This window comes from Spirosoma panaciterrae DSM 21099 (assembly GCF_000374025.1).
Taxonomy (GTDB): domain Bacteria; phylum Bacteroidota; class Bacteroidia; order Cytophagales; family Spirosomataceae; genus Spirosoma; species Spirosoma panaciterrae.
Genome location: NZ_KB893185.1, coordinates 40,005 through 58,725, shown reverse-complemented (window position 1 = coordinate 58,725; position 18,721 = coordinate 40,005). Strand labels below are relative to the sequence as shown.

Genomic DNA, 18,721 nt, shown 5'->3' with positions numbered 1-18,721 from the left:
AACATCAGACTAAATTGTGCAAATGGTTACCTATATGGTAAAAGTCGTATAGTACTATACAATTTGGCTAATGGCTTCGGTACAATATACTCAATAATCACCTTTTTCGCCTTTTTCCACTCAGGCTTAGCCATCGACAGGTATTTCATGGCAATCCGTGCACGCCGGAAATAGCTCCCCTCATACTGCTTCGCATCCAGCATCATGCGATAGTACCGGGCAATATTTCGGCGAAGAACCGTATTGTACCGATACCCCAGTTCTTTGTTTATATTACTGTACATCTGAATCCGGTTGCGCAAAAATACTTCATCGCGCTCATTGTCGTGAAAGCTGGCACCAGCCCGGTTTTTCCGATATACCGACATAACATCAGGAATATAACCAATTTTGCCGAGTTTGGCTTTCAGAATCAATCGGGGAATATCACCACTGGACGACTCCCGAAACCAGGCTGGATACTCTTTTATATTGTTCCGATACATAGTACTCGACGTAGCCATAAACCAGATCTCATCTTCTCCGATCAAATCATCGACCGTATAATATGGCTTCATATCCGGTCCGTTGAGTATGTACGAAGGGCTTCCATCTTCGTAGGTAATCAACGCATTATGAAACGTCATCGAATAATCGGGATGGGCATCCAGCAAATCGGCCTGCTTCTGTAGTTTAAGCGGGTCTGTCAGGTAATCGTCGCCATCGATCAGGGCGTAATATTCACCTTTGGCTCGTTTTAGGGTTTCTAAAAAATTGATTCCCCCATTCTTACCCATATTATGCGGATGAAGTACGCCAATCACCAGGCCAGGATGCTGGCGTTCATACTCCTGAATGATTTCCCGTGTGCCATCGGTCGAAAAATCATCCCCTACTAGTATTTCAATAGGAAAATTCGTCTTCTGGGCCAAAACGCTGTCGATAGCCTGACGAATAAACTTGTGCTGGTTATATGTGATAATCAGTACACTAACCTTCGGCATAATAGAGTAAGTCGTTAGAATTGAGGAGCGAGGAGTGAGAATGGCTGGCGCAATATAGACAATATGCGCCAGCCATTCTCACTCCTCGCTCCTCAATTCTAACGACTATTTAGTTTAAACAGTTACTGCTTTAGCGGTCTGGATATGTTCTTTCCAGCCTTGAGGCTCATCTTTTTCAGCGGGTGTTCCCCACGGATCGTAGAAAGGCAGAATCGCCACCCACCGACCAGCGGGATCATCCCAGCTAAACCGATCGGCAAAGCTCGAAGGACTTACCCAGTGGGGCAGATCGTACCGGAACAGGATAATGTCACCCATGTCCTGATAGCCTTCCGTTTCAATAATATGATCGTTGATTACGTAGCCTGTTCCGCCCGATGTGTAATCCTTACCGTACTGATTCAGGGCCAGAATAGTGCCTACTTTTTGCGGATTGAGCGGGTGCCAGTGCCGTCCGAAGAAGCTGCCGCCCAACGGGTAGTGGGTTACCTGCGGGTGAAAATAAGGCTGTCCCTTGCGGATACCGTATTCTTCTTTATTCCCGGTAAGGTTATTCCAGAACTGGCGAAGTGGATTAAAAACGCTCAACAGCTCTGTTTTGGTTGGTTCTTCCAGATCAAGAATAGCATCGAACGTATGGTCGTGGAATAGTTGGGGCGCCTGCTGAATTTTAGCAATATGCAGGCGCTGTTTATGTTGGTTGTTATCAAACGAATCAGGCGCTTCGGCCAGGGGTGTTTTTGCTGCCCAGGATCGAGTAGCAGCAATCGTTCCCCGAAGCATTTCTTCGGGAATGCCTGATTTGACAATAACAATATTTGGTTCGTTGACCAATGCCATCACTTCCTCGAACGGTATTTCGGGCACGATTTGACCATCCTTGAATTCGGCATCAACTTTTATCAGGTATTTTGCTAATTCTTTCATAGTTTGTCCAGATACTGATTTAGTACAAAATAGGCGGCTGCCTAGACAAAATCCAAATTACCCCCTACTGATTTTGGTCAACAACGGCCTGTTTTTAATCAGTTTTTGATTGTGTGGCATACCCAAACCCTGATGCCCCAAATCCATTGCCGTTATAAAACATAACCCACTGATCCTGATGCGGAAAAATATGGCAATAGTCCATCATCAGCGAATCCCAGCCTTCTGATGAACGCTCGATACCTGCCAGCTCGTCTTTCCGAACCCAGTCGATTCCATCTTCAGACTCTGCATAACCAATCCGGTAACTCTGCTCCACATTGGTCCGGTAGTTGAGCGAATTGCGGTACGAAAAATACATTTTGTACAAATTTCCGTCCTTATAAACCGTAGGCCGACCAATGGCATCGGTAAATTCATCATAGCCCACACATACCTTTCCTGTGCGCTCCCAATGGATACCGTCGGTCGATTCGGCATATTTTACATCGTAGAACGGCTCCGGGTGACCATTGATCACTTCGATTTTGGTACACGACAGATACCACATACGCCAGCGAATCGACCCGTCGGCCTGTTCCTCGCGCATCACACAGGGCTGAGCAACCCAAACCTGATCGAAAATATACCGATCGAGCAAAGGCCCTGTAAATTTCCGCTCAAACGTCAGGCCGCCATCCCGGCTGATGGCCAGGCCGATACCCAGTCGATAGCTGGCCGTTTCACTTTTGTTCCAGCCGGTATAATACAACCAGATTTCGTCGCCAACGGGCAAAAACCACGACGGCATCGTACCCGTTTCGTCAAACATGCCAACAGCGCCTTTTGTTAGGCAGGCCTGATCATGCACATAGGTAACTTCAGAAAGATTATCGGGGTTTAGCTCAACGAACGAAACGGCCGAGTTGATGTTTTCATCGCGCGTGGAGAAGTAAACCCGGATTTTGCCATCCATCGGATAGCCAAAAGGCACCTGTGCGTGGGTACGGCTAAATGGTTTTGAGCCATCGGGCTTATAAATCAGTCCTTTTTTCGTCCACATATGATTTAGAAATTATAAACCTGAATGGTCAAAAGCTTTTCCAGGTTCTACTCGTTGTTCGACAATTCATTTAGCAGGGGTTTGTACCGATCTTTTCGGACAAACACACGGTTATGTTCTATTTCGCCAACCAGTTGATAATGCTGGTCGATATAGGTTTTCAATTCGGGAAATATCTCATAGCCAAACCGGGCGCGATCATTCAGCCAGATTGAGTTCGGACCAACGGCATCGATGAATACGGGCGAGCGCGATGCTTCCAGATTCCGTATGTATCGCGCTCGGTGAACAGGCTGGTTTGATCCCATCACACAGCGAATAACGTGGTTATCACAAACCCCCTGTGGCATCTGTGTCTGCACATTATACATAGGTGCCCAGCCCCACACCACCAGATCTTCGCCCGGTTTAGCCAGTTTAAGTGCCTCCTGAGCCGTTGGCGAACGCCGGAAAAACCGAAAATCGAACGGCGTCTTCTTGTAAATGGTTAGCGGGTCGCTGGCCGGCCTGTCAGCCTGTAAAAATGCGCTTACTCCAACAGAGAGTACGACAAACGCAACCCATAAAACCGTATGCAGCGACTTCCGAAGCTTATCGATAAACCAGGCGTTTACCAGACAAACCGGAAATGTCAGATAAAGCAGGTAATGGGTGAAAGCATTGCCCGGCTTAATGATCGCATATCCGCTGGCTATTACCAGACCAAGACCAAACAGCAGCAAGCTAACTTTGTTTTCTGCATGGCGCGGCCTTATGAGCAGCCAGCCAAGTATCAAGGCAAAAGTAGGCAGCAGGAATACCAGAAAATCGGTAGTATGGGCGATAAACGCCGGAAACAGAAGCAGGAAATCCCAGAAAGATGCTTCGGCACCGTAGGCGAAATTACCCGCTATGTAAAACTGAATGAAATCCGAAAAAACACCAAAGCCAATCGTTAGCACAACAACTAAGGCCGGAAAGACAAGCCCCCCTCCTACCAAACTGGCTACTGCCCGCCAGAATCTGGAACGTGGCATGGCTGAATATTGTCCAAACAGGCTAAGAAAAGCCGCCAGAACCACAGCGAGTGCCGTTGGTGTGCCCTGCAACTTGGCAAAGGGAACCAGACTACTCAGAAAACCGAGTAGAAACAAACCTGTTGTAGCGTCGAAAGCCTGCTGACGCCATAATCGGGAATATTGCCAGATCGATAGACCAATCAGTGCCAGCGACAACTGTTCGTTGGTCGCATGCAAAAAATCCATGTTGGTCGTAAAGGCCAGAAAAGCGATAAGAGGAAATAAAGCCAGCCGGGCCGTACGCGCATTGAAAAAATTCTCGATGGTCAGGTAACCACTGACGACACTGACTCCCATACACGCAAACGCCAGCCAGCGCAGCACAATATAGTTCAGGGGAACACCGACATAACCGGGTAAAGCCACATAATACGAACTGAGCGGCCCCATCGTAGCCCCATCAATGTATTTCCAGTAAACAGGATGGTGTTTAAGCGTAATTGCCTGCGACAGCAGCTGGCTTTCGTCGGGATTCAGTTCCCAATTGATAAACAGAATAGGAAGCCGCTTGAAAAAAAGGAGACCCAGCAGGGCTAACAGCAAGCCGAGTTGCTGGTTACGAGACAGTTGAGAACGAAAATCACCTCTTACTAATAGAGCTGCGACAATCAAAAAAGCAAGCCAGCCTCCCGTTTCCCAGAGTAGAGGAGATTTCAAAAAACTCATTGCTAATTAAATTCAATCGCTTTATACATGCAAGTGGACAAGTAACATGCGTTGTCATGCAGTAGTCATTGGTTGTCATTTATTGATAGCCAACACCTCAATAAATGACAACCAATGACAATGAATGATAACCAATGGCAACTTATTTATGGCTCATTAACCGGGCCGCCATGCTGTCGTGAATCTGAATCATCGTTTCTTTCAGATCATACGTCCAGTTCCAATCGGGGTAATGCAGCTTGAACTTGCTTAGGTCCGAGATGTACCAGATGTGGTCACCGCTTCGGTTCGTTTCCGAATACTGGTAGTTCATCTTGTTGCCCGAAATCTCTTCGCATAGGGCAATGGCTTCCAGCATCGAGCAGTTGGCATAACGACCACCACCGGCGTTGTACACCTCACCAGGGCGGGGGTTCTGGTAGAAGTGCCAGAACATATTCACCAAATCCCAGCTATGAATGTTGTCGCGAACCTGCTTGCCTTTGTAGCCGAAGATGGTGTATTGATTGCCCGTAATGGCGCATTTCATCAGATACGACAGGAAACCATGCAATTGAGCCCCCGAATGATTAGGCCCTGTCAGGCAGCCTCCCCGAAACACGCCCGTGTTCATACCGAAATAGCGCCCATATTCCTGCACCATCACATCGGCGGCTACTTTCGAGGCCCCAAAGATGGAGTGCTTGGTGTGGTCCAGACTCATGTACTCATCGATACCGTTCTCGAAGTAAGGATGGTTCTGGTCTATTTCCCAACGCGTTTCGGTTTCAATCAGCGGCAGGAAATTAGGGTTGTCACCATATACCTTGTTGGTAGAGGTGAAAATAAATACGGCTTCGGGGCAGTGGAGCCGGGTCATCTCCAGCATGTTGAGCGTACCCACCGCATTAACACCGAAATCGGTAAACGGCTCACGGGCAGCCCAGTCGTGGCTGGGTTGAGCGGCTGTGTGGAGAACTAATTTAATATCGGTCCCAAATTCTTTGAAGATGACTTCAAGCTGGGGCACTTCACGAATATCGGCGGTGCGATGCTGGTAGTTCGAATAGGCGTCTGCCAGGCGGTTTCGGTTCCATTCAGTAGAGCCATCAGCGCCAAAGAAGTATTGGCGCATGTTGTTATCGATCCCAACGACCAGATCAAATTTATCGGCAAAGAAGGCAACGGCTTCACTACCGATCAACCCTGCCGAACCTGTAACTAGTGCAATTTTCATATAGTTATTTATGCGTAGAGCGGCTTATCTCACCAAATAGTTCTTTTTTCTCAAGTTGTTTGACTCAACAAAGTAACACAAAAATTTACACTTACGGTGCGTTTGGTACGGCCGTTGAATAAAACGCGCAAGGTATAGAAGCCTGTTGCTACGAACAAAAAAAGCGATGAACCGGCTAGTGATTGGCCAATTCATCGCTTTTCTATGTCTATTCAGCAGTTCCTACAAACTTTGGGTCGTATTGTTAGGGCCATACAATTTTTTCCGAATCTCATCCGCTTTAGCATCCAGAGCCGCATTCGGAGCATATTTATATCGGGTCTGAACGGCTGGCGAATCTTTACCAAGGCCATATACCTCTGGATCGCCTGCCCGATAGGTTGAGCTGACATCACCAGCACGATAGTCTGTTTGGCGTACGGAATTATATTTCTGATAATCGCACGAGGCCAGCGACAATACCAACACACCTAACAAACCTATATTGAGTACGCGTTTCATAGCAACTTGATTACGAATTGATTCGGCAAAAATAGGAAAAAGAGTCGTTTGTCAATAACCATGCGTCGTTAGTTTTTTAATAAATGACTAGTTTGCCCGGCTATTGCCCGTTGACCCACAGCCTTTATCGTAGTTTTTGAATCTCTTCCCACACAAAATTCATCAACTCCTGGATATGAGCCTGGGAAAAATCGAAGGGTACATGAGCGGCTTCGTAAATGTCCCGAATCGGTCGTTTATACCCCAAACTCAGCGCTTGTTTATATCCATCTAACCCTAGTTTTGGATCACGACGGTAATTTCGCCAGACACCAATAGCGCCTAACTGCGCAATGCCGTATTCAATATAATAGAACGGCACTTCGTATAAATGAAGCTGCCGCTGCCAGATGTACTCCTTATAATAGGCAAACCCATCCCAGTTAGTGATTGAATCGGTAAACTGGTCATAGATACGAAGCCAGTTCTCCCGACGGTCGGCATCGGTATGTGTTGGATTCTCATACACCCAGTGCTGAAATTTATCGATGGTGGCTACCCAGGGCAGGGTTTCGATGATCGACTCCAGGTGCTGTAATTTGGCCCGACGCAACTCTTCAGGGTTTTCAAAAAAAACGTCCCAATGGTCCATCGACAGCAGTTCCATACTCATCGACGCCAGCTCGGCCACTTCCATCGGCGGATTTCGGAAGGCTTTTAGGGGTAAATCACGAGTCAGGAATGAATGAACGGCGTGTCCTCCTTCGTGCACCATCGTTACCAGATCGCGCAGGCTGGAGGTTGCATTCATGAATATAAAGGGTACGCCAATTTCTTCGAGCGGGTAGTTGTACCCACCCGGTGCTTTCCCTTTCCGCGATTCCAGATCCAGATGGCCCATCGCCCGCATAATACGCAGGTCATCGCCCAACTCCTTATCCAGCCGGTCGAAACAGGTGATGGCTTTTTCCAGCAACTCATCGCCGGTCGCAAACGGTTTCAATGGAGCCCGCCCTTCTGCATCAACTTTGGCATCCCACGGACGAAGTGGGTCGACACCAAGCTTTTGCTTCCGCTCCTTTGCCAGTTCATTGAGCAGGGGAACAACCGCTTCGGCTACTGACTCATGGAAATGAACGCAATCCTGCGGAGTATAGTCAAATCGACCCAGCGCAGCGAACGCATAATCGCGAAAGTTAGCAAAGCCCGCATTGACTGCCACCTGATGCCGCAAGGTTCGTAAGCGATCGAAGAGCTGGTCGAGTGCTTCGTGATCCTGGTAACGGCGCTCCCAGATTTTACGCCAAGCATCTTCCCGCACCGCCCGATCGGTCGACTGGAGCAGATCGCTGGCTTTGGGCAAGGTGATTTCCTGCCCATCAATGGTAACCGTCATGGCTCCGACGATAGCACCGTACTTCCGCTCTTCGGTTTGAAGCTCGGTTTGAAGCGGGATATTTTCTTCCCGGAAAATTTCGATGGCTTTTTTCATACCCCGCACCATCACGTCATAACCTTCGTCGGTTAACTGGCTTAGGTAAGGGCTATTCACTGCTTTCAGATCCAGTTCGTTACCCACAGCGGTCATCGGTGGCTGAATCTCAGCAATGAAAAAATTTAGATTGTTGACCAGTTCTTCATTAGCCGTGTCGCAGGTCATACGAATGTAGCGCCAGGCAAAATCTTCCGACAGATAGGATTCCAGCTCGCTCCGGTCAATCAGCCATTGCCGAAGATCATCTGCATTATGGAGGGGCCTCTCCAGCAGATTATCGTAAAGGGGTTTTACATCTTCCCAGCTTTGCAACGTTAGGGTTTCGCCGATAAATGGGCGAGCGGGTCGGGCTGGAATGGTCAGGGTTTCGTTGGCAGTCATCAGTAACTCAGCAGAAAAATCCTTTGGCTCGTAAATAAAGACAAACAGCAATATAGCGGCTTCAAAGCCTCCTTCCCATTAAGTCATTCCAAAACTTTTTTGTTCACAAATTTGCATCTACGAAAATCTTCGTATATAATTGCTACGAAATATTTCGTAGATGAACAATGAAGCCAACTGATGCCGAACTCGAAATCCTGCATGTGCTCTGGGCCAATGGACCAAGCACCGTCCGACAGGTGCACGACAGTTTAAGTCAAAACCGCGAAATTGGGTACACAACGGCCCTGAAACTCATGCAGATTATGCACGAGAAAGGCCTGCTCTCGCGCGAAGAAGACGGTCGATCGCACACCTATACGGCCCTCGTTACCGAAGAAGACACCCAACGGAATCTGGTCGACCGTTTTGTTGAAACCGCCTTTCGGGGATCGGCTTCCAAACTGGTCATGCAGGTACTGGGGCAGCACAAAGCCTCCCGCGAGGAACTGGATGAAATCAAAGCCCTCCTAAACAACCTGAACCGGGATTTATCGGATTGAACTGCTTGAACAGATTTTGTCGATTGAGGATGTGATTAACTGAATTTCTATACATAAAGACTTCCTATACTCATGAACGCTTTCCATTTTTTGTCGAATCCGGTAGCGGATGCGCTGGGCTGGACACTGATTCACGCTATCTGGCAGGGTTTCGCGCTGGTGCTGCCGCTGGCTATTGTATTGCATGTGCTTCGTAAACGATCCAGCACGTTACGCTATCAGGTCGGTGTGGCCACCCTATCCTTACAGGTGCTGGCTTCTCTTGTTACATTTTTCTGGTATTATAAGCCTGCCGTAGCCACCACTACCTTACCAGTCTATGGCCACAAGGCGCTTCTGTATCCCGTACGCTGGCAAACCATGACACAAACGTTGCCCTGGCCTCAGCAACTACAGCAATTTCTCGAAATCCATCTGAGCCAGTTTGTGCTGGTTTATCTGATCGGTGTAGCCTTATTTGGTTTGCGGCTGGCTGGGGGATGGCTTTATCTACAACGACTGAGCCGAACGGCGCTGCAACCCGCTACGAAAGGCTGGGCTCAAATGACGGATCGACTTCGTTCGGCAATGGGCATTCGGGGGCTCATCCAGGTACGCGAATCGGCGCGAATTGCCGTTCCGATGGTCGTTGGCGTCATTAAACCGGTTCTGTTACTGCCTATCGGACTGGCCGCAAACCTATCCATTCGGGAGATTGAAGCCGTTTTAGCCCACGAATTAGCGCATATCAAACGATACGATTATGCCGTAAATCTGCTGCAATCCGTCGTTGAAGTGCTGTATTTTTTCCATCCGGCTTTATGGTGGCTTTCGGCACGCGTTCGGGAAGAGCGCGAACATTGCTGCGATGATCTGGCGGTTCAGGTTTGTGGGGGCGATGGACGCGTACTGGCTCAGGCACTCGCCCGTATTGAAGAATTACGGCTAACGCAGCAAATTCAGGCCCCTTCGCTGGCGATGGCGTTTGCCTCAAAACGGCAACAGCTACTGCATCGGGTACGTCGGGTACTGGGTGTACCCACCAAGCCCTTTATTTCGAACAGTAGCCTGGCGGGGCTGACGCTCGTAACGATCCTACTCATGAGTGTATCGGTCTACGCTGTTCAAAAACAGGATACTCCCAAACATACGAAGGTACAGCCCCGTCCGATGAAGACGACCCGCAAGCATAAAGTAGATAGCCGTTCAGAGTATGGCATGGCCGACGACAGCCATATCAGTTATGTTGTGTGGAAAGGCCAGCTACTATCAGCCGAACGGATAACGCGGCTACAGCACCAGCTTGATGGCGTCATGGCTGGGCAATTATCGCTTGATGCTGTTCCTCAGACTGACCGCGATATACTCCTGACGATCATTGAGAAAAATTATGCTTTCGAGAGCGGTATGGCTTCGCTGTCGGAAGGACTATCGCACATCGACCTTTCGAATATGTCGGTAGGTACAGCCACGCATTTACCTGATGTGCTAAACGAACCGACCAATGCCTTATCGACAATCAATCAGGAGAAGTTAATTCGTGATGCTCTTGCCCCACTATCCGGGCTTGTTCCGCACGATTCTCTTGATCGGCTCCGGACTTTGAAACAACGGAAGATGGATAGCCTGGGTCAGCTTATGCAACAGCAGACGCAACATATCCAGTCTTTACAGCTTCAGATGGAAAAAATGCAGTTTCCCATTGAAGAATCGGAGCGCAGCCAACAAATGCTGGAGTGGCGCAAACAGAAACTGATGCAGCAACGAATGACTCTGATCGAGAAGCAACGGCAAATGATGCATCAGGAGGGCAAGCAAAAGGCAACGCTGGATGAGGTCGAAAAGCAGGTAGCCGCTCTGGAACCTGAAATTAAAAAGCAGGAAGAGCGTATCGAAGAAATTAACCAGCAAATTGAAGCCGCTCAAACCAGGATGATGGACGCCCGGAAGCCCTTGGAGAAACTAGAGCATGAAACGCAGGAGTTAAACCAACGCCTGGAGCGCCTGTCGGAAGAAATGGGCCAATATGGAGACCAATTATCAAATGTAGACGTAGATGTAAAAATTGATGGCGACTTCAACTTATCTGCTCCAGACGCATACAAGAGTGAGTTAGAATATGACCTTCGAAATGTTCGTCCGAAAATTCGTTCTACTCCCCGTGCGGCTCGTCCGGCCAGAACCCGTGTTGGTTTCTCCTATGGTCCAACGCCCCCCGCACCGCCAGCCGCTGCTGCTCGTCCATCGGCTCGTATGAAAGCACCCGCAGCGCCCGCCGTTGTTCCTGATGCACACGTCGTACCCGATGTTGATGCGCCAGCTCCACCCGCACGGACCGCAAAACCAGCCGCTCCCCGATCAACACCCAAACCGCCAACAGCTCCTAAACCCGAAGACCAATCCAGTGTAACACCTGCCCTTAACAATGAGCATGCTGTGTCGGTAAGAAGCCTGGTAGCAAAATCGGACAAAACGCCTACGGCCAAAACCGCTTCTATCACGCTCAATACGATCCCTACAGCTAGTGCTGATGCTCGTCCATCCGTTACAACAACGGTGCAAACGGCAAATAGTAAGCCAACTGCATCCGTTGTCAGTACCAATAACTGAGCGTGAATGGTGTATATTGGCAGGAAACGATAAAGCCGTAAGTTGAGGACACGATCTGCTCAACTTACGGCTTTATCGCGTTTATGATTCGATTACTCAATCTCGATCACCACATTTGGGCCAACGGGGTGTGCCACGCAGGTGAGCACATACCCCGCTTTGAGTTCAGATTCCGACAGGCCATCTTCTTCGTCGAGCTTAACCTTCCCCGAGGTACACCGTCCCATACAGGCCGTACACATACCCGCCTGACAGGAATACGGTAAATCAATATCCAGATCCAGAGCCGCTTCCAGGATGGTCTGATGGGGGGCTACTGTAAATTTGTACTCACTGCCTTCGTACAGCACCGTCACTTCGGGCGTACCCGTATCGGCGGCTGTCATAGGCTCTTCCACCACATCACCAGCCGTAACGGGCGCATGCGCAAAACTTTCCTTATGCACATGTTCAGTCGATACGCCCAGTAAGGCCAGGGCCGAGCGGGCTTCGGCCATCATGCCATCGGGGCCACACAGGTAATAGCTGGCATTCTGCCGCTCAGTGGTCGGGAGCTGTTCCAGCAATTTACTGATCGAATGCTGATTCAATCGCCCTTCTGCCCCCGTCCAGCCATAGGTAGGCTGACTGAGTACATGGGTCACTTGAAAGCGCGAACGCCCGTAGGCTTGCTCCATGGCGTCCAGATGCGACTTATAAATAATCGACGACTGATTCCGGTTGCCATAAATTAGCCATACCCGACTATTGGGCTCTACGTGCAGTGCCGACTTAGCCATCGAAAACAAAGGCGTGATACCACTACCGGCACCGATCAGCACCAGAGTCCGTCTGTTTTGCGGGTCCAGCTTCGGCACAAAAGTGCCCATGGGTTCAAGCGTTTCCAGAATATCACCCGGCTTGATCCGGTCGCAGAGATAGTTGGAAGCAGAACCACCCGGCACCCGCTTAACCGATACCGATAACGACACATCCATGTGAGGAGACGATGACATCGAATAGGACCGACGTATTTTTTCTCCATTAATGTTGAGCAGAAACGTTAGAAACTGACCGGGCTGATAGCGAACTTCTTCGTTGATGGGGTGCCAGAAACTTATTGTCACGGCGTCGGGTGTTTCCCGAACGACGTCTTTTACTTTCAAAAAATACCGATTTGCCATTCTTTCAGGTAGTTGTCAGCTTCGGAATAAACCGAAAACCATCCTACAAAAATACAGTGAACGTCCGATACTCAGCTATTTTTATGAAATTCAACCAAACGTTCGACGGGCGCTTTCAGAATATTTCCCATAATCAGGCCCGTTTGCTGAACGGCTATCCGTAAGGGCTCGGCAAAATAATAAGCGATTGATCCTACAAAATGAACCGGCCACTGGCCAGATTCCGGGAACCGTTTCACATACGTCGTCAGGAATAGGGTAAACGCATCGACGACCAGACCAGCTATGTAAGGATGCGATAAATGATCCGATAAAAAAGGCGTAAAGGCCGCAAAATAGCGGTTCGGATAAGGTTTCTGATAGGCATTTTCAAGCAGAGTCGGGCGGTCGAGCGCGTAACGGGCCTGAAATAGCTCACGAAGATCGGCGGGCAAACGTTCCTGAAAAAAATCGCGGACCAGCGTTTTGCCCAAATAGCCGCCACTCCCCTCATCGCCCAACCAGAAACCGAGCGACTGAATACCCCGACTGATTTTCGCGCCATCATAGCAGCAGGCATTGGAGCCCGTTCCCAGAATACAAACAATACCGGGTTCATGGCCTGTAGCGCCCCGAGCGGCTCCCAGCATATCGCTATTTACCTCAACAACCTGTAAGCCAGGCAGTATTTCCTGCAAGGAATCGCTCACAATATGATTTACGGCTGGCCCTGTACAGCCTGTTCCATAGAAAAAAACCTTACGGACGGTGGCATGGGCCACCTGCGGGAGCAGTTGCTGGCGTAAAGTTTCCGTCATTTGGGCCGTCGATTGATAATATGGATTCAATCCGTCCGTTTGAATAGCGTGGGTTTGCCCGTCCGTATCGACAAGCCGCCAGTCGGTTTTTGTAGAGCCGCTATCGGCAATTAATAATGACATAGTTTGCGTTTAACGTAATGTTCCAACTACCGGAAACCGACCAAAAACACTGTTGGTATGGGGCGCATCGACCAGTTCGTCGGTCAGGTCCTGACCAGCCCAGTGTTCATAATGGTGACCGTTACGCCACAGTCGCGACGTCGACAGATCATAAATAAGGCCGTTGTAGGCACACCAGATCTCGTCACGGTCCTGACCATTGCGTAGAGCAAGTTGTGAGCGCGTATAAGCGGGTAATGGAGTTTCAGGCGACATCGTCCGCTTAATCAGTTGAATGAATAATTAGGCATCAATTTTGTGAGTGACATCAAAATTAGCGTAACTTTAGCCACTTCTGATTCTCTGCATTTAATTCACCATGAGAAAGACTTATTTTATCGGTTTCTTTTCGGTAGTAAGCATGTTCAGTCTGCTAATGGGCTGTAAGGGTAATAAAGTGGCTCCCGTTTCGGAACGGATTGCCAAAGTATGGACCGCCAGTAAAGTAGACGAAAACAGCACCACTGTTTATACGAAAGGCGCTACGAACAATATCCGCAACTACGCTAGTTTTAAGCTTGATCTGAGCAGTGCCCCAACCGTAAAGTATACCGAATTTGACGGTAATACCTTCACCGGTCAGTATTCGCTACCCGACGATAACACACTGAAACTAACGAATCTGAACCCTTCGCCAACTGGCGACAATGGAAGCATCACGTTTACAATCAATTCCATTGATGATAACAACTTAAAATTGACCCGGACAACGACCAGCCAGAAAACGGGTGGTAGTACCAACGTCTATACGCTGACAAATCCGTAAGGCGGTATAAACCAATTCTCTAAAAAAGCCGTTCCGTAAATCAATCGGAGCGGCTTTTTTCATGCATCCTACCTATAGAGTTCGTGAAAAACAGCTCCCTAGTACCTATTTCTATGACTGACCTAACTACAATTGGCGAAGTTGGCCTGATCGAACGAATCCGGCAAGCCACTTCATCACCTTTACATCCCGAAACCGTACGGGGCATTGGCGACGATGCGGCTGTATTTGACTGGGGCGATCAGTACGGTCTGCTGGCTACGGATATGCTCGTGGAGGGTATTCATTTCGACCTGTCGTATGTGCCGCTAAAACATTTAGGGTACAAAGCCATCACGTTTGGGGTTTCGGACATTGCTGCCATGAACGGATTGCCCATCCAGGTGACCGTTGGCATTGCCCTCAGTAGTCGCTTTCCAGTCGAAGCCGTCGATGAATTATACGAAGGCATCCGGGCTGCCTGTACCGCGTATAATGTCGATCTGGTTGGGGGCGATACGACAGCCTCCCGTTCGGGACTGGTTATTTCGGTATCGGTACTGGGTAAGGTTCCTAAAGAATCAATCACGTACCGAAATACGGCCCAACCGAATGACGTGCTCTGTGTAACGGGCGATCTGGGCGCGGCCTACCTGGGCCTGCAACTGCTGGAACGGGAGAAACAGGTCTTCCTGGCCGATCCCAATATGCAACCGAGCCTTTCCGAAGAGCGGTCGTATCTGCTTCAGCGTCAGCTCCGCCCCGATGCTCGTACCGACATTGTTCATGAGCTTCGCGATCTGGGTATTCGCCCTACGGCCATGATCGATGTTTCGGATGGACTCGCTTCGGAGCTACTCCACCTTTGCCATCAATCGGGTACAGGTGCGGTTATTTTCGACGAAAACATCCCGATCGATGATCAGACGCACCTGGCTGCCGATGAGTTTAAAATTAGTCCGGTAACGGCGGCCCTCAATGGCGGTGAAGATTATGAACTGTTGTTTACGGTTCGCCCGCAGGAGTTTGAAAAGTTAGCGAACCACGCCCGCATTACGGCTATTGGCTACCTGACGGCCGACCCTTCGCAGGTGGTTCTGGCTACCAAAGCGGGTCAGCAAACACCTATTCGGGCGCAGGGCTGGGGGCAATCATAACTCTTCATTCAAAAAATAGAACGCGGATTCTGGTGATTGATTAAGATCCGTGTTCATCATAACACTCATAAAAATCTGCGTTCTATTAACAGAATGACACAAAAGCGGGTAAAGTTTGATTTCGCATTCGAGTTTACCAATGGCGGAAGCCTGAAAGGTGAAGACTTTCGACTGGATATTGACGGTGATTCAATTTCGGACCAGGAGTTGATCGACTATGTCGTTGCGGATTTACGTTTACTGATGGTCGGTAAAGCCCAAATTTTCAATAAAGAAATCATCACTGAGCCGCATAAGCGCAGCCATTCACCCAACACGTATTCGGGCCATCGCCTGATTGACCTGAGCCATACAATTGAGAATGGGTTAGTCACCTACAAAGGGCTCCCCGCCCCCATCATCTGCGATTATCTGAGTCGCGAACGGTCCCGCCAATTGTATGCGCCGGGTACGGAGTTTCAGATTGGCAAGATCGAAATGGTTACCAATACCGGCACCTATCTGGACTGTCCGTTTCACCGATTCGAAGATGGTCATGATTTATCCGAAGTAGGTCTGGAGGCATTTACTGATCTGGAAGGCATCGTCATTCGCGTTCCACACACCGATACGCTGGCGATTACCGAAAAGCATCTCCGAAATCATGAATTGCGAAACCGGGCCGTACTGATCCATACCGGCTGGGATACCTTCTGGAACACCGAAGCCTACTATGAGAAACACCCGTTCCTGACAGCTGATGCCGCTGATTATCTGCGCGATTGTGGGGTAAAACTGGTTGGCATCGACTCTCACAATATCGACGATACGCGTGGGAATAGCCGCCCGGTACACACAACCTTATTAGGGGCCAACATTCTGATTGTCGAACATCTGTGCCAGTTGTCTGCAGTTCCTAATGAGGGCTTTACCTTTACGGCTGCGCCACCCAAGTTTAAAGGAGCGGGTACGTTTCCAGTTAGGGCAATGGCAAAGATTTATAGCTTTTAAAACCTATGTTTAAACTCGTTCATTCTTTTTCCTACGGGCTTACTATCCTTTGCCTGTGTCTGTTCCTGATCAGTGGCTGTAAAAAAACCGAAAGCGTTCCTGACCCCGATCTGGCCAAAAGTGTGTCGGGAACGTATACCTTCACAACAATTAGCCTGGCGAGCAACAACCAGTCAACAACCGTAGCCAGTGGTAATGCGGCCATCGTGCGAAACGGGACTGCATTGGACAAAGTTGACCTTACCCTTTCCTATACAACAGCCAGCTCGTCGGGCAGCTCGACTTTTTCGGAAAGCAAAACCATTTCCCTGCAACGGAGCGACAACACCATTGATCTGTATAATGGCAGCACCAAAGTGGGAAGCTGGGTACTGGGCACGCTGAATCTGGCTAATTATCCGTTCAGTACCACGTCGGTAACCCTCACCGCAACAAAATAGCCGAAGCGTAACTACCTGGCTCGAACAAATTTCGAATAGCACGGTCGTTCGCAACGGGGCAGAAATAGAAGCGTATCGCCTTTGAACCGTAATCCTTGCTGAAAATAGACGTTTGCCCGGTTGGTGTAGATGTAAAAATTTATGCCCAGGCTATCCGGATAGGTTGTATCGACCCGGTAATATTTGATGGGAAAGTAGTACGACATCGAATCCCCATCGGCGCTTAGCTTGCCGTCGGTATTGAAGGTAAGCGTTTGGGGTCGGCTACTCGGGTATCGGCTAATAACATCGACCGATTTCGTGATCTGAATGGTATCTCTCACGTAGTGATCTTTCACAAAAACGGAATCTTTAATGTATTGCCCGTTTATCAGCGTCGAATCAATTTTATAATAGCCTTTGACAAAGACCGAATCATAGGCCGTCGTATTGACATTGACCTGAAAGAGCCGTTCGACCAGCCGCCAGGTACCCGTAATGCGGGTATCACCGGCTCCAGGCGAAAAACCTGTGTCGGCTTCCTTACACGCCAGCAATAGGGTCGTTAGGAGGAGCGAAAAACTTAGGTAAATTACTTTTTTCACAAATCGTAGAGCACCATGTACAACGCTAACGAACAGATCATTTCTGCCATTGCCTTGCAGACTGTTTAACAGGCGGATTTTAGCTTCCCGAAAGTGCAATAGCTACTTTCGGGAAGCTAATCGATGCTACACAAACTCCGTGCCTCGTTCTTTCGCGTCGGCTACAAAGTTTTTCACTTTTTGCTCTTCTTCTTTTCGGCAGATCATCAGGACGTTATCATACTCAGCCACGATATAGCCATCCAGCCCATTGACCACAACCAACCGATCTTTAGGCGTTTTGATAATGCAGTTTTTGGTATCGTACAACATAATATGGCCGTCGATCACGTTGAAGTCTTCGTTTTTGTCCGACACTTCATACAATGATTTCCAGGTACCCAGATCCGACCAGCCGAAATCGCTTAAAACGACATGTACATTACCTGCCTTTTCCATGACCCCATTGTCGATGGAGACACTTTTGGTAAGCGAGTACGCTTTATCGACAAATGCTTTTTCTTCTTCCGTGTAGTAAACATCCGCCCCTTCGGCAAAAATCTCAGCAACTTCGGGAAGGTATTGTTCAAATGCCTTGATGATAGCCTGTACATTCCAGACGAAAATACCCGCATTCCAGACGAACTCACCACTCGCTACAAACTGCTGCGCTAGTTCGAGATGCGGTTTTTCAGTGAATGTCTTCACTTTCTTGATCACATCGCCCGATTCCGGAATGTATTGAATGTATCCATATCCCGTATCTGGGCGGCTAGGCTGAATGCCCAGGGTTACGAGAATATCCTGCCCTTTTGTAGCCTGGAGCGCCGTTTGAATCGTCCGCTGAAACTCCTCTTCTTTCAGGATAATGTGGTCGGCAGGAGCCACAATAATATTGGCTTCCGGGTCATGCTGGGCTATTTTGTAACACGCATACGCAATACAGGGCGCGGTATTCCGGGCTATGGGTTCACACAATACCTGATCGTCGGACAACTGTGGGAGTTGTTCCTGACAAAGGTCTTTGTAAAGCCAGCTCGTGACGATGAAGATATGCTCAGGGGGGCAAATGCCCTCAAAACGGTCGGCAGTTTGTTGCAGTAAGGTTCGGCCAGTGCCGAGTACATCATGAAATTGTTTTGGATAGCTCGTGCGGCTGAACGGCCAGAATCGGGTTCCGACACCTCCTGCCATAATAACTACATACGTATGATTCATTGATACTTCGATAAGTTATAGCAAAGTTGCTAGTATATAACTGATTTTCGAAGTCCAAGTTACGATTTCCAACCAAACGGAAAGAAGACCCTACTGCTCAGTAAGCA

General features: G+C 48.9%; 18 protein-coding genes. 6 read left to right on the top strand and 12 right to left on the bottom strand.

Annotated elements, in window-relative coordinates; translation table 11 throughout:
* Positions 1-26: 26 nt before the first annotated feature.
* From B153_RS0116205 to B153_RS0116175, 7 genes are all read right to left on the bottom strand, one after another.
* Positions 27-983, bottom strand: coding sequence for a glycosyltransferase family 2 protein (locus B153_RS0116205; protein WP_020597781.1), 957 nt, complete (start codon positions 981-983; stop codon positions 27-29).
* Positions 984-1,097: 114 nt separating this feature from the next.
* Complete coding sequence (locus tag B153_RS0116200) at positions 1,098-1,910, bottom strand: hypothetical protein (RefSeq protein ID WP_020597780.1); 813 nt, start codon at positions 1,908-1,910, stop codon at positions 1,098-1,100.
* Between the two features lie 94 nt (positions 1,911-2,004).
* The gene (locus B153_RS0116195; RefSeq protein ID WP_020597779.1) at positions 2,005-2,952 is read right to left on the bottom strand and encodes a glycoside hydrolase family protein; all 948 of its coding nucleotides are present in this window, start codon (positions 2,950-2,952) and stop codon (positions 2,005-2,007) included.
* Positions 2,953-2,999: 47 nt separating this feature from the next.
* Entirely contained in the window at positions 3,000-4,676 is a 1,677-nt protein-coding gene (locus tag B153_RS0116190) for a hypothetical protein (protein ID WP_026262213.1), read from the bottom strand.
* 142 nt (positions 4,677-4,818) lie between these two features.
* Positions 4,819-5,892 carry an NAD-dependent epimerase/dehydratase family protein gene (locus tag B153_RS0116185; protein ID WP_020597777.1) on the bottom strand — a complete coding sequence of 358 codons (1,074 nt, stop codon included), beginning with the start codon at positions 5,890-5,892 and terminating at the stop codon, positions 4,819-4,821.
* A 222-nt stretch (positions 5,893-6,114) separates the two neighbouring features.
* Positions 6,115-6,393: a hypothetical protein gene (locus B153_RS0116180; RefSeq protein ID WP_020597776.1), complete on the bottom strand. Its 279-nt coding sequence runs from the start codon at positions 6,391-6,393 to the stop codon at positions 6,115-6,117.
* 124 nt (positions 6,394-6,517) lie between these two features.
* Positions 6,518-8,248 (bottom strand): M3 family oligoendopeptidase, encoded by a 1,731-nt coding sequence (locus B153_RS0116175; protein ID WP_026262212.1) that lies wholly within the window; start codon positions 8,246-8,248, stop codon positions 6,518-6,520.
* A 167-nt stretch (positions 8,249-8,415) separates the two neighbouring features.
* Here B153_RS0116175 and B153_RS0116170 point away from each other — a divergent pair, with 167 nt between their 5' ends.
* Together B153_RS0116170 and B153_RS0116165 are read left to right on the top strand one after the other, a co-directional pair.
* Positions 8,416-8,790 carry a BlaI/MecI/CopY family transcriptional regulator gene (locus tag B153_RS0116170; protein WP_020597774.1) on the top strand — a complete coding sequence of 125 codons (375 nt, stop codon included), beginning with the start codon at positions 8,416-8,418 and terminating at the stop codon, positions 8,788-8,790.
* 72 nt (positions 8,791-8,862) lie between these two features.
* The gene (locus B153_RS0116165) at positions 8,863-11,379 is read left to right on the top strand and encodes a M56 family metallopeptidase (RefSeq protein WP_020597773.1); all 2,517 of its coding nucleotides are present in this window, start codon (positions 8,863-8,865) and stop codon (positions 11,377-11,379) included.
* Between the two features lie 92 nt (positions 11,380-11,471).
* Here B153_RS0116165 and B153_RS0116160 read toward each other — a convergent pair whose 3' ends face one another.
* The 3 genes from B153_RS0116160 to B153_RS0116150 form a co-directional block, all read right to left on the bottom strand.
* A complete protein-coding gene (locus B153_RS0116160; RefSeq protein ID WP_020597772.1) occupies positions 11,472-12,542 on the bottom strand; it encodes a ferredoxin--NADP reductase in 1,071 nt (356 codons plus the stop codon).
* Positions 12,543-12,613: 71 nt separating this feature from the next.
* The gene (locus tag B153_RS0116155; RefSeq protein ID WP_020597771.1) at positions 12,614-13,462 is read right to left on the bottom strand and encodes an N-acetylglucosamine kinase-like protein; all 849 of its coding nucleotides are present in this window, start codon (positions 13,460-13,462) and stop codon (positions 12,614-12,616) included.
* Between the two features lie 9 nt (positions 13,463-13,471).
* Entirely contained in the window at positions 13,472-13,717 is a 246-nt protein-coding gene (locus B153_RS0116150; RefSeq protein WP_020597770.1) for a cytochrome b5 domain-containing protein, read from the bottom strand.
* 103 nt (positions 13,718-13,820) lie between these two features.
* On the opposite strand from B153_RS0116150, the gene B153_RS0116145 reads away from it, so the two are divergent.
* The 4 genes from B153_RS0116145 (at position 13,821) to B153_RS0116130 (ending at position 16,833) form a co-directional block, all read left to right on the top strand.
* Positions 13,821-14,267: a hypothetical protein gene (locus tag B153_RS0116145; protein WP_026262211.1), complete on the top strand. Its 447-nt coding sequence runs from the start codon at positions 13,821-13,823 to the stop codon at positions 14,265-14,267.
* Between the two features lie 113 nt (positions 14,268-14,380).
* Positions 14,381-15,403 carry a thiamine-phosphate kinase gene (gene thiL, locus B153_RS0116140; protein WP_020597768.1) on the top strand — a complete coding sequence of 341 codons (1,023 nt, stop codon included), beginning with the start codon at positions 14,381-14,383 and terminating at the stop codon, positions 15,401-15,403.
* 93 nt (positions 15,404-15,496) lie between these two features.
* Positions 15,497-16,393, top strand: coding sequence for a cyclase family protein (locus tag B153_RS0116135; RefSeq protein ID WP_020597767.1), 897 nt, complete (start codon positions 15,497-15,499; stop codon positions 16,391-16,393).
* Positions 16,394-16,398: 5 nt separating this feature from the next.
* Positions 16,399-16,833, top strand: coding sequence for a hypothetical protein (locus B153_RS0116130; protein WP_020597766.1), 435 nt, complete (start codon positions 16,399-16,401; stop codon positions 16,831-16,833).
* An 11-nt stretch (positions 16,834-16,844) separates the two neighbouring features.
* Here the strand turns inward: B153_RS0116130 and B153_RS0116125 are convergent, their stop codons facing one another.
* Complete coding sequence (locus B153_RS0116125; protein ID WP_026262209.1) at positions 16,845-17,417, bottom strand: hypothetical protein; 573 nt, start codon at positions 17,415-17,417, stop codon at positions 16,845-16,847.
* Between the two features lie 126 nt (positions 17,418-17,543).
* Positions 17,544-18,614 (bottom strand): mannose-1-phosphate guanylyltransferase, encoded by a 1,071-nt coding sequence (locus B153_RS0116120; RefSeq protein WP_026262208.1) that lies wholly within the window; start codon positions 18,612-18,614, stop codon positions 17,544-17,546.
* Positions 18,615-18,721: the final 107 nt, after the last annotated feature.

Bases quoted from the DNA above. Each gene is read 5' to 3' on its own strand.
- B153_RS0116155 (WP_020597771.1), bottom strand. From the start codon at position 13,462: ATGTCATTATTAATTGCCGATAGCGGCTCTACAAAAACCGACTGGCGG.
- B153_RS0116195 (WP_020597779.1), bottom strand. From the start codon at position 2,952: ATGTGGACGAAAAAAGGACTGATTTATAAGCCCGATGGCTCAAAACCA.
- B153_RS0116205 (WP_020597781.1), bottom strand. From the start codon at position 983: ATGCCGAAGGTTAGTGTACTGATTATCACATATAACCAGCACAAGTTT.
- B153_RS0116185 (WP_020597777.1), bottom strand. From the start codon at position 5,892: ATGAAAATTGCACTAGTTACAGGTTCGGCAGGGTTGATCGGTAGTGAA.
- B153_RS0116200 (WP_020597780.1), bottom strand. From the start codon at position 1,910: ATGAAAGAATTAGCAAAATACCTGATAAAAGTTGATGCCGAATTCAAG.
- B153_RS0116190 (WP_026262213.1), bottom strand. From the start codon at position 4,676: ATGAGTTTTTTGAAATCTCCTCTACTCTGGGAAACGGGAGGCTGGCTT.
- B153_RS0116175 (WP_026262212.1), bottom strand. From the start codon at position 8,248: ATGACTGCCAACGAAACCCTGACCATTCCAGCCCGACCCGCTCGCCCA.
- B153_RS0116145 (WP_026262211.1), top strand. From the start codon at position 13,821: ATGAGAAAGACTTATTTTATCGGTTTCTTTTCGGTAGTAAGCATGTTC.
- B153_RS0116170 (WP_020597774.1), top strand. From the start codon at position 8,416: ATGAAGCCAACTGATGCCGAACTCGAAATCCTGCATGTGCTCTGGGCC.
- B153_RS0116150 (WP_020597770.1), bottom strand. From the start codon at position 13,717: ATGTCGCCTGAAACTCCATTACCCGCTTATACGCGCTCACAACTTGCT.
- B153_RS0116180 (WP_020597776.1), bottom strand. From the start codon at position 6,393: ATGAAACGCGTACTCAATATAGGTTTGTTAGGTGTGTTGGTATTGTCG.
- B153_RS0116135 (WP_020597767.1), top strand. From the start codon at position 15,497: ATGACACAAAAGCGGGTAAAGTTTGATTTCGCATTCGAGTTTACCAAT.
- thiL (WP_020597768.1), top strand. From the start codon at position 14,381: ATGACTGACCTAACTACAATTGGCGAAGTTGGCCTGATCGAACGAATC.
- B153_RS0116165 (WP_020597773.1), top strand. From the start codon at position 8,863: ATGAACGCTTTCCATTTTTTGTCGAATCCGGTAGCGGATGCGCTGGGC.
- B153_RS0116120 (WP_026262208.1), bottom strand. From the start codon at position 18,614: ATGAATCATACGTATGTAGTTATTATGGCAGGAGGTGTCGGAACCCGA.
- B153_RS0116130 (WP_020597766.1), top strand. From the start codon at position 16,399: ATGTTTAAACTCGTTCATTCTTTTTCCTACGGGCTTACTATCCTTTGC.
- B153_RS0116160 (WP_020597772.1), bottom strand. From the start codon at position 12,542: ATGGCAAATCGGTATTTTTTGAAAGTAAAAGACGTCGTTCGGGAAACA.